We start from the raw sequence: 10,279 nt of genomic DNA on the forward strand, positions 1-10,279 counted from the left end.
CCGCGCGTCGAGATCGCCGGCGACCAGCTCGCGTCGACGCGCAACGGCGGCCGCAGCGTCTCGGCCGGCACCGGCGTCACCTGGCTGGTCGACCGCCGCGTGCAGCTCGATGCCTCGCTCAACCGCGGGTTGACGAAGCAGACGCCCGACTGGGTGCTGGGGCTGGGGGTCTCGATCGGCTTCTGAACCACGCGACGCCGTCCTCCCCTCGCTGGATGATTCCCGGCGCCCCGGGGATGACGTACAAAGCCGGCTGTCGTTTCAGCCCCGCTGGATGCCCATGCGCCTCGCTCTCCGCACCGTTCTTCACTCGACGCTCCTCTCGCTCGCCTGCTGCGCCCTGCCCTCGGCCTGGGCGGCGCCCGCCAGCGGCACCTTCACCGCCTCGCGCGCCTGCGAGGCCTTCCAGTCCTTCCGCAAGAGCACCAATCCCGACGGCGCGAAGCTGTCGCCGGGCACCGGCTACACGATCCTGGAGACGCACGACGCGGGCTGGACCCGCCTGCAGGTGCCGGGCGCGCGGCCGTCCGAACGCTGGGTGCAGAACGACTGCGGTAGCGCGGGCGGCGGCTCGGACGTCTCCGCCGCGGCGAAGTCCGGCCGCGCGCCGGCCGAGGGCAATGGGCCGTCGATGTCAGGCCGCGGCGGCATGTGCTCCACGGCCAACGAGTACGACAGCTTCGTGCTGGCGATGTCGTGGCAGCCCGGCTTCTGCGAATGGACAGCAGGCGGCAAGCGCGGCAAGCCGGAATGCGAGGCGATGGAGAGCGGCAAGCTCAAGGTCAGCAACCTGACGCTGCACGGGCTGTGGCCCAACCGCCAGCAATGCGGCATCAGCTACGGCAACTGCAGCACGGCGCCGATGACGCTGTCGAAGGAGACGGTCGCCTACATCGGGCCGTGGATGCCGAATTTCCTGTACGAGAAGGACTTCGGCGAGCACGAGTGGCGCAAGCACGGCACCTGCCAGGCGATGAATCCAGACGCGTACTTCCGCCGCGCGGTGGACCTGGTGAAGCAGTTCAACGATTCGGGCGTCGGGCAGTACATCCGGCAGAACATCGGCGGATCGATCTCTCGCCGCGCGTTCTACGACAAGCTGAAGGCCGAGACCGGCAGCGACGCGTACCGGGACAGCGTCAAGCTGATGTGCTCGGGGCAGTATCTGACGGAGATCCAGGTGAAGCTGCCGCGCGATTACCAGGCGGGCGGTCGCTGAAGCAGTTGCTCGGCGACCAGCCCGGCGGCAGTGGCGGCGGCACCTGCCGCGGGGATGACATTCGGATCGAGGCGAGCGGGCGCTGAGCATGCTGGCCGTTTCCGATGGGTCGACACCCCCATCAACCGCAGCCGGGCGCTGGGATCGCCTGCGTCGGGCGCTCGGCGAGCGGCAATCGCAGCGTCTTTTCGAAGAAGTCACCCGGGACGGCGGCGTCGTCTCCGGTCGGCGACGCGCACGGTTCTCGCTGTCGCTGCTGACCGCGTGTGCTTGGCGTTGCTGGTGCATGGCCTGGCGCTGTGCGCCGGGGTCCTCGGGCTGATGCTCCTCGCGCGCCCCTGGTCCAACCTGTTCGTGCCGCTGGGCGGTGTCGTGCTGTTGCTGCTGTGCGTCGCCGCTCGTCCGCGACCGTCGGAGGAACCCGAGCGGCTGCTGGAGCGCGAGCGCTTTCCGGCCTTGCACAAGCTCAGCGATCGAGTCGCAGCCGCGCTGGGCCTCGCGCCGCTGGACGGCATCGGCGTGTCCGCCGACTTCAACGCCAACTACCGGATGTCGGGATGGCGGAGGCGCCGTCACATGGAACTCGGCAGCCCGTTGATGGCGGTCCTCTCCGCCGATGAACTCACCGCGATCATTGCCCACGAGATCTCGCACGGCGCCAACGGCGACCCGCTTCGCGTGCAGTTCCTGGGACAGGCGATCGACACGTTGGCGGCCTGGGGCCAGGCCGCTCGACCGCTCTCCATCGGCAATCTAGGACGGGGCACGCCGGCGGACCACTCGTTTCCCTGCTTGGGCTGCCGTTCGAGCTCGCGATGCTCGGGCTGTCGGAGTTGCTGTTCGCCTGGGCCGGCGTCATGTTGTGGCTGGTGATGCGTGAATCGCAGCGTTCGGAGTATCTGGCCGACCTGCTGGCGGCACCGTGGTCGGCTCGGCGACGCTGAGTTCAGCGCTCGAGAAGCTCTATCTGAGCGACGTGGTGGCCGCCGCGCTCCGGGTGCATGCGCTGGTCACCCCACACGACGCGGTCGACGACCGGATCGCCGACGCGGTTCGCTCGGTCGACGCCACCGATCTCGAAGCCCGTCGCGCCGCCTCGCGCCGCGAGTCCTGGCAGGCGGACGCTTCCCATCCGCCGACAGCGATGCGGGTCGACCACCTGGCACGTCGCGGCGCATTGACCCCGATGGTGACGGTGAGCGACGCGGAGCGCGCGGCGCTCGCCGAGGAGACAACGCGGCTGCTGGCGCTGACCCGCAACACGCTGGTGGCCCGCCATCTGGCGCTCATCTACGGCTGAACCCGAAGGCCGATGCGACGCGTGACCCGCGCCGGCAGACTGCATATTTCAGCCGCAGCTGACCATGAGGTTCAGCGCGACCTGATCAACCGTTTCGGCAACGTGTGCACCGCAGGGGAGCGGCGGGCAAGATCACTGACTGCTCAAGGCTGGTTGCTGCCGTTCGACAGGGGGACCTCAAGTGGCGGCTGTTACCTGGAAAGCAGTCGTCGGGAGTCGCAATGGCAGACTAGCGGCAACTTTGAAGCAAACAGAGCGGCTTGAGGGAGGCGAATATGGCTGGCAACGGCATTGCGATGACAGAGCAAGACGTCACCGACGGCATCGGCCTATTGATGGAGCAGATTTCATCGCTCACTGACTCGAGCATGGCCGGGGAGTTGGCCAGCGGCGGGCCAAGGCTCAAAGTCCAGGTGTCAAGCTTTCGAAATGCAGTTCGCGAGGTGTTCGGCGCAGACTCGCACGAGTTCAGCGAGTTTGGAACCCTCGAAATGTTTGGCGGACCCCTTCGTGTCGGAATGTCGTCCACCGAGCTGCACGCTGCTCGCGTCAAGGGCCGAGACCATATGGTGGAAGTCGCCCGCGAACTGATCCAGAGATTGCAGCGACGGCTACGCTCCATATCGGGGCGGCGAATTCAAGACAGCCCTCCAGCAACCCCAGAAAGGAACAGCGGGGAGTTCAAGTTCGTTGCGCACTTCAAGAAAAGCTCCACGTTGACCACTGACGTGGGCAACTTCACCTTCGAAGGCCTGCTCGGGCAAGGCGGGAACGCGCATGTCTTGAAGTTCACGAAGGGTTCGACCTCATTCGCTGTGAAGTTTTTAGAGCATTTGGACCACATGAAGCTTGCACGCCTGAAGGACGAGTTCTTTAGCGCCGCCCAGCTGACGACACATCCCAACGTAGCTCGCAACTACCACTTTGACCAAGTTACGCTCGATGACCGTAGCTTCTCGCTAATCATCATGAGACTCTACGGAACGAGTCTCAAAAAGCGTGGCCCTCTTGATGGCAACCTAGAAGAGGAAGCGCGTGCAGAGAGCGCAACTAAGCTATTCAACGATCTGCTGGACGGATTGGAGCATCTGCACGCAGGCAAAGTTGTCCACCGCGACCTGAAGCCAGAGAACGTGTTCGTCGACGAACGGTCGAACTCTTACGTGATCGGCGACCTGGGCATTGCCCATTTTTCGGAAGAGTTTCCTCGTGAGGCCGAGACGCGTCATGGTGAGCGATTGGGGAACTACATGTTCAGCCCGCGAGAGCAGGCTGTTCCGGGAAACGTGCCCGTTCCGGCCAATGACCTTTTTGCACTAGGACAAGTGGTGCAATGGTTCGTCACGGGCAGCACGCATCGCGGCGTGGGACGCATGCGGCTTGCCGATCCAGAGTCAAGTACAGGCATGCGTGTGCTGGATCTTGTGGTGGACGCTTGCCTTCGCGATGACGTCCTTGCTAGGCCGCAGAGCGTTGAAGAAGTACGCAAGATGATCGCCGCGGCAAAGAGTCCTAGTCGGGACATCACGCTGCGTGGCGACGATCTAGACAGAGCCATCTGCATGTCCTACGACCAGATCGACAAGGTCTGGTTTTCAACGCGCCTCGAGGACATCACCGAATTCATTGAGAACTTCTCCAAAGAATGCCGATCTGAGGAGATGTGTACCGTCTATATGGATGGTGGAGATGTCACTGGTGCCCGGTTCGAATCACTGGGGGGACGCCGCTGGCTGCTCAACGGTGTCGATGAACTGTTGATCGAGAACATCATTGCCTACCGCGATCCCAGTCGCACCTACAAGAGCTTCTTCATAGTGCTCGCCAGCCCCGATGAAGCGTTTCAGTGGACCGACGAAAATGGAGTTCCTGTGAACAGACCGACTCGGAATTCGGAGTTTCCCGACGCCGCCACTCTGTTTGATGGGCGCTATTTGGACGCAGCAATCGCTGAACGAAGCTATTTCAAGGTCGGAGGCAAACCGATAGAGGTGACACGTGAACGATTTTCCCGACGCCAACGGCATCTACGGTGGTCGGCGTATCTGATCGTTCCAGATCGCTCCGCAGCATCTTGCATGACAGACAGGAGTCCCATGGAAGACCTACTTGAGTCCGTCACTGCCTCTCGCCGCTTGGACGATGATCCACTGAACCAGTACCTTCAGGCCACGCGATCGGAACATAGTCGTGAGCTGACCAAATGGGATTGACGCGAAGGTGCCGTCCGCGTCAGTTGCGGCGGGCCAGAACGCTGGACAAGAACGGCAAAATGTCAGCTGCTCGCAGAGTTGGCGCCTGCAACGCTCACTACCTGCGCCGGCATCCATCGGCCTATCGCTGGCCAATGCTGTTGACTGAGAGCAGTCCTCCGCTGCTGCTAGCCTGCCGGCAGCAGGCGCAAAGGCGTCCCCCATGTTTTGGCTTGACTCATTCCTGTTGCGGATCATCGCCCAGGCACAGACGCTGGTTGTCCAACTTCTGGGGGTCAGGTCACTAGTTTGGTGGCACCATCCTCGCTGCCGGCCACGCGCCGTTCGAGGTGAGTTGGCCTGACAGATACTTTTGATGTGCTTGCTCAGGTCACAGCTGCTAGCGTGCAACTACTACACCCGCGCGCCGTCCAAGCGGCCCTCCAAGCATGTAGCACCTCTTGACGGGGGCCACCTGGTCCATCTAACAACGGGTTGATTATCCTGACGGAGTAACAGTGATCGAGGTTTATAGGCTTCCAGCCAATCGTGAACGGCCAAGCACGAAGCCCTGCGCGGCGTGCACTTCCGCAGCCGCCAACGCTTTCGTTCAAGCTGCCTTCGATGAACTCATCAGCTCAGATGCTGGCTTGTCGCAGCTCGTGAGAGAACTACAAAAGAATCGGCTGCAGGCAGTAGTTTTCGGCGGTTGGACAAGAGACCGCCTGGCTGAACTCCTAACCGGACAATCACATCCCTCTCGTGACATTGATTTCGTCTCAAGCGGTTCGCCTTCAGTAAAAAGCCTTTTTCCACCTGAAGCCGCAAGAAACCCGTTCGGAGGAGTCGGCTATGACTCCCTTCGCATCCACATCGACGCATGGGATCTGCCGGAGACCTTTCTGTTTCGGCGCAATTCCGGTCCTGTCGAGTTTGACCGCTTGCCCTCGACCGCTGACTACAACGTGAATGCGGTCATCTTCCAGCCCTCGCAGTTCTTTGATGAGAGCGGGCTCCTGGACTTAGGAGCTGGCGAGGCGCTCGTTCAAAAGAAGCTTGACTTCATGGCGGACGAGGTCGCGCAGCCTCGCTTTCAAGCAGCGAGATCGGTCATCCTCGCAGCCCGTCTTGGCCTGTCCATTTCCGACACGGTTCAGAGATTTGTTCGGGACGTATGTTCGACACAATCGGCTCTCGCATCGGTCACAACTGGAATCGAGAACTACTGTCCTTTGCCGTATCGTAGCGAGGCGCTTGAGCGCCTGAGAACACTATTAAGCATTTAAGTACAAGGGGGGGGCCTTGGCCACAAACTACTTTGCGCACTGCTGGGGCGTGTTTGAAGGCGGAGGCGTGCGCGCCGCAGCCCATGCAGGAGCATTCGCCGCGGCCAAGGCCGCAGGAGTGACTTTCGGCCGTGTGGCAGGAACGTCCGGCGGCTCGATTGTTGCCGCGCTCGTCGCAGCTGGGGCGAACCCGGAGCATCTTTCTGAGAAGCTGAAAGGGTTGGACTTCTCTGGGTTGCTCACTGAACCGAATTCGGAACGGTCGGTGTTTAAGAAGTTGCCGACGAGATGGCGCGTCGCCAGGAAGCTGACGGGGGGCGTTCCGCGGAAGCTGCTTGATCTAGCGACATTCTCCGGTCTTCACAGCTCCGATCCACTGGAGCGGTGGATTGAAGACCGGTTGCAGGAGTTGATCGGCGCACGGCGTCAACTCGGCGTGAAGGGCCCCGTGTCTTTCTCAGAGTTGCCGATTCCCTTGCACGTGGTGGCGACTGATTTCGCGACCGGAAAACCGAAGGTCTGGTCGAGCGATCAGACACCTCAGGATAGCGTCGCGCACGCCGTGCGCTGCTCGTGCGCCATCCCATTCTTCTTCCAGCCGATCGTGCACGGGAGTTCACTGCTAGTCGACGGAGGCGTCCTAAGCAACCTACCGGCTTTTGTTTTCTCTCAACTCATGGGGTCGATGAGCGCGCGCAGCGTGCTGTCTCGCATTTTGGCGTTTCGACTTATCGAACAGCCAGGGCCACTGCGGCCGCCAGCGGACTTGCTTGAATTCTGCGCCGCACTCGCCGGAGCCAGCATCGACGGCGCGACATACATTCAGAGTCAGCTACAGCAGAACGTCTACAGCATTCTGATTCCTACCGGAACCGTTCGTTCAACAGACTTCAATGGAGTTGATAACAAGGCTCGAAACGAACTCTATGACGCTGGCAAGACTGCGGTTCGGCAATTCATCGCGGACGAGCGCCTGACTGTAAGAAGTCAGGCGCTGTCGACGCCCTATCAAGGCTTCGATGAAAAGATGCTCCTGCTTGTGCAAGAGCTCGTGGCCTGCGAGCGCCGGTTCATATCCGTAGGTCCTTCGACGAACTGGGTCGACTTCGTGTTTCCGTCACTGCTTTCTGCCGCAAGACGGGGCATTCAGATGACGGTCATTACCGGAAATGACAACTCTCAGCGGGAACGCCGGCAGAAATGGCTGCTAAAGGAGCTGGGAGCTGACATTGTCGAATTGAATGCGCTGCCCTTCGAAGGATTTGCCTTCGATCTAGGCGAGCCACGAGCAAGTGCCATTCTTGGAACAGCCACCTCCGGTCAAGCGGCATCGACCAGCTACGAACTCCAGCAGGTGCGTCTCTACACCGGCGAAGTCGATCCAGTCCTTCTCCAACTGCTCGCTGAGAAGGTTGGGCCGTACTGGACCCCGCGCTCACTGACGCCTCGGCAGCTGCGATACGTTGAATGCGCGGACACAAAGCTGTTCGAGCGCCTGCGCACGATACCAATGTATGCCAACGCCAAGTTTCGAATGACGGACGTTGACGTCGGAGACAACATCCGGGTCATTCAGAAGGCGGTCAAGGAATTCAAGATGCTCCAGATTAGGAACTTCATGAAGGACCTTGAGCAAAACAAGCTGGACTACTTTGCGCTCACCGAAATCGACTTGCCAGGTGGCCATGGTTCCATCGTGACGCCACCTGTGCTTGAACGGGTCGGTGACAACTTCGTGGTGATCGAAGGAAACACCCGACTTTTCCATTGCCTTGCATCCGGCGTGAAGAAAGTTCGGGCTGTGGTGATAGACGACGTTGAGGCCACCCTTCCCGCTACTCATCCGCGACCGCTTTCTTCGTTGAAGCTGGTGTCGACGACAACCACGATCGGGAACTTGTACTCGGATGTACAGAAGTCCCTCTATCGACACATCGAGGAAGCAGCGCATCCGTTTCCGCACGCCTAAGCGTTGGCGCCCCGTCGAGTACCGAGAGCATGCTGCCAACGCGTAGATCAGCGCCATCGTCTTGCAGCGACCGGCGGCTTCAGGCTGGCTGCCGCCGTTGAGTTTTGTCGGTCCACTGACAACTGCCGCTGCAGGGTCGTCCGTCTGGCTTCGCTGCGCACGTTGCCGAACTTGGTGCTCAGCATCACCAAAATGCGCAGGCAGACCTCCGGCGTACTCGGCGCCCTGTACTCGCTCTCGATGCGCAGGCGCCCCTCGATGAACCCGGTCAGCCGGTGAGCCAGCGCCAGAACGCCCTTCCCGGCAGATAGAAGAACAGTTTCAACAACCCACCGGCGATCCCGAAGACGGTTGACAGGATGCGCAAGAGTCCGCTCGCGGAGAGCTCGGCCACCTTCACCAGCCCACGGCCAAGGGTCTCGAGCTTGCCGGGCTGCGCCGGCACCGCGACGCCACCGGCCACCGGCCCGGCGATCGCAGGGCCAACACCGGGGATGGCCTGGAGCTGATTGGCGGCGATCAAGGCCCCCGCGCCGTTGATCGGATCGAGGTTGGCCAGGAACCAGGTCCGCGTGATCGGATCGCGCAATTGCTCGCCCCACTGCCCGTGGTTGGTCCGCCAGAACTTCAGGCTGTTGTGCTTGAAATAGTGGGCATACGACTCGGCGAACCATTCGTCCGGCCCCGAGTATTGATAGTTTGAATTGCGATCCGCGTAGCGGGCCGCGTCATAACTGACCCAGCGCGAGTGCTGGTACTCGACGTGATAGTTGCGACCGCCGAACGCGATCCCGCCTGTGCCGCCCAGTTGCCACGGGCTGTCGAGCCCCTTGCGGACGACCCGCTCCAGGTATTCCACCTGCGCGCGTCCACCCGCGACGACGCCTTCATAGCCGTTCAGGGCCGCGTTCCGCCCCGGCACGTCGAAGGCCCACGGCTCCTTGTCGACCACGGCCGCCGTCATGACCGCATCGAAGTTGGCGCCGGTCGCCGCCGTGTACTGGGCATTGAGGACCGCCATGTTCAGATTCAAGCCACCGGTGAAGCGATTCATCAAGGCGGTCTCACCGCCGCCCGCGGCGTGGATGTCCCAGGACGCGGCCCATGGCTGCCGGTGATGGCCGTTGCTCACGAAGCCGATCGCCTGATCCACTGAGTGCCCGGTCTCGTGCGTCAGCAGCCATCGCACGAAGTTCTCGCCGACCATCTCGAGCTTGCTGCCCACGGTGCCACGTCCGAGCACATCGCGATGGAGGACCTCGCTGGCCTTGTGCCCCACATTCGGATTGGTGAGGTTGCCGTGGTTGTCCTCTTCGGTCGCGTAGGCGTAGTTGGTCATCAGCGTCGTCACCAGGTCGCCCACCGGCCATCGGTCGATCGACATGTAGAGCCACGAACTGACGTTGCCAGGCACCACGACATGCAAGGTCTGGTCGTTCCCGTCGTAGAACGAGATGCCGGGATTTTCGTCCGTCGTGCGCTCGCACACGACGCGCGCCAGCGCCGGATTGCCGATGATGTGCTCGGCCGGCAGATAGTTCAGCAGCTGGCTGACCTGATCGCGCATTTCAGGGTCGAAATGCCGCTGGGCTCCTTGGGTGCTGGTCAGGTCCCCCGGATCCTGTTGCGCACCGATCGCCACCGGATGCGGTGCGACGACCCCTGGCAGGCGGGCGTTCTGAGCCGCGCTGGCAAGGGTTTCCTGCGCGGCAGCGGCTGGATCCCATGGCTCGCGCTGCGCGACTTGATCCAGCGCCCGGCGCTGTGTCGCCATGCGTGGACTGCGATGAATCAGATCGGCGACCCGCTCGACCCGTTGCATCCGCGGACCGGCCGGGATCGCAGGGATCGTCGAGCGCTGCCCGGGCGACGCACCATCGGACGGTCCGGCGCGACGCTGGGCCGGTGCGCTCGGCGATTCAGGACGTTCAGGACGAACTCCCACTTCCGACGACATCGCGGCGTTCATGGTCCCCCTCCCGGGCGAATCAAACCGCTTGAGCTTCAGCGCCTCGCCGGTCGAAGGCCATCGGCGCGATACCGAGAAAGCGCCTCCGAAATGCTGAAGGAACAGCCGGTCGATCGGCCGGCTTGGTGCGTCTGCGCTGCGGCGTGGACCTCCTCCATGCCAAGAATCCGGACGCGTATTTCCGCCGGGCGGTGGACCTGGTGAAGCAGTTCAACGACTCGGCCGTCGGGCAGTACGTCCGATTACCAGGCGGGCGGGTCGCTGAAGCAGTTGCTCGGTGACCCGCCCGGCGGCAGTGGCGGCGGCACCTGCCGCGGGAATGACATTCGGATCGAGGCGAGCGG

Annotated in this window: 9 protein-coding genes; 7 read left to right on the forward strand and 2 right to left on the reverse strand. The window is 62.3% G+C overall.

Annotation, left to right across the window (positions count from 1 at the left end):
• The 7 genes from FUT87_RS03835 to FUT87_RS03865 form a co-directional block, all read left to right on the forward strand.
• On the forward strand, window positions 1-186 hold a 186-nt coding region (locus FUT87_RS03835), incomplete at its 5' end, for a transporter (protein WP_147240138.1).
• A 94-nt stretch (window positions 187-280) separates the two neighbouring features.
• Window positions 281-1,219, forward strand: a complete 939-nt coding sequence (locus tag FUT87_RS03840; protein ID WP_147240139.1) for a ribonuclease T2 family protein — start codon at window positions 281-283, stop codon at window positions 1,217-1,219.
• Window positions 1,220-1,483: 264 nt separating this feature from the next.
• Entirely contained in the window at window positions 1,484-2,092 is a 609-nt protein-coding gene (locus tag FUT87_RS03845; protein ID WP_186830346.1) for a M48 family metallopeptidase, read from the forward strand.
• Between the two features lie 49 nt (window positions 2,093-2,141).
• A complete protein-coding gene (locus FUT87_RS03850) occupies window positions 2,142-2,519 on the forward strand; it encodes a hypothetical protein (RefSeq protein ID WP_147240141.1) in 378 nt (125 codons plus the stop codon).
• Window positions 2,520-2,794: 275 nt separating this feature from the next.
• Entirely contained in the window at window positions 2,795-4,732 is a 1,938-nt protein-coding gene (locus FUT87_RS03855; RefSeq protein ID WP_147240142.1) for a protein kinase domain-containing protein, read from the forward strand.
• Window positions 4,733-5,229: 497 nt separating this feature from the next.
• Window positions 5,230-5,997 carry a hypothetical protein gene (locus tag FUT87_RS03860; RefSeq protein ID WP_147240143.1) on the forward strand — a complete coding sequence of 256 codons (768 nt, stop codon included), beginning with the start codon at window positions 5,230-5,232 and terminating at the stop codon, window positions 5,995-5,997.
• A 16-nt stretch (window positions 5,998-6,013) separates the two neighbouring features.
• Window positions 6,014-7,966, forward strand: a complete 1,953-nt coding sequence (locus tag FUT87_RS03865) for a patatin-like phospholipase family protein (RefSeq protein WP_147240144.1) — start codon at window positions 6,014-6,016, stop codon at window positions 7,964-7,966.
• A gap of 47 nt (window positions 7,967-8,013) precedes the next feature.
• Here FUT87_RS03865 and FUT87_RS28365 read toward each other — a convergent pair whose 3' ends face one another.
• Entirely contained in the window at window positions 8,014-8,151 is a 138-nt protein-coding gene (locus FUT87_RS28365; RefSeq protein ID WP_186830347.1) for a hypothetical protein, read from the reverse strand.
• Between the two features lie 83 nt (window positions 8,152-8,234).
• Entirely contained in the window at window positions 8,235-9,935 is a 1,701-nt protein-coding gene (locus FUT87_RS03870) for a hypothetical protein (protein ID WP_147240145.1), read from the reverse strand.
• Between the last annotated feature and the right edge of the window lie 344 nt (window positions 9,936-10,279).

It is taken from the genome of Mitsuaria sp. TWR114 (assembly GCF_007997345.1).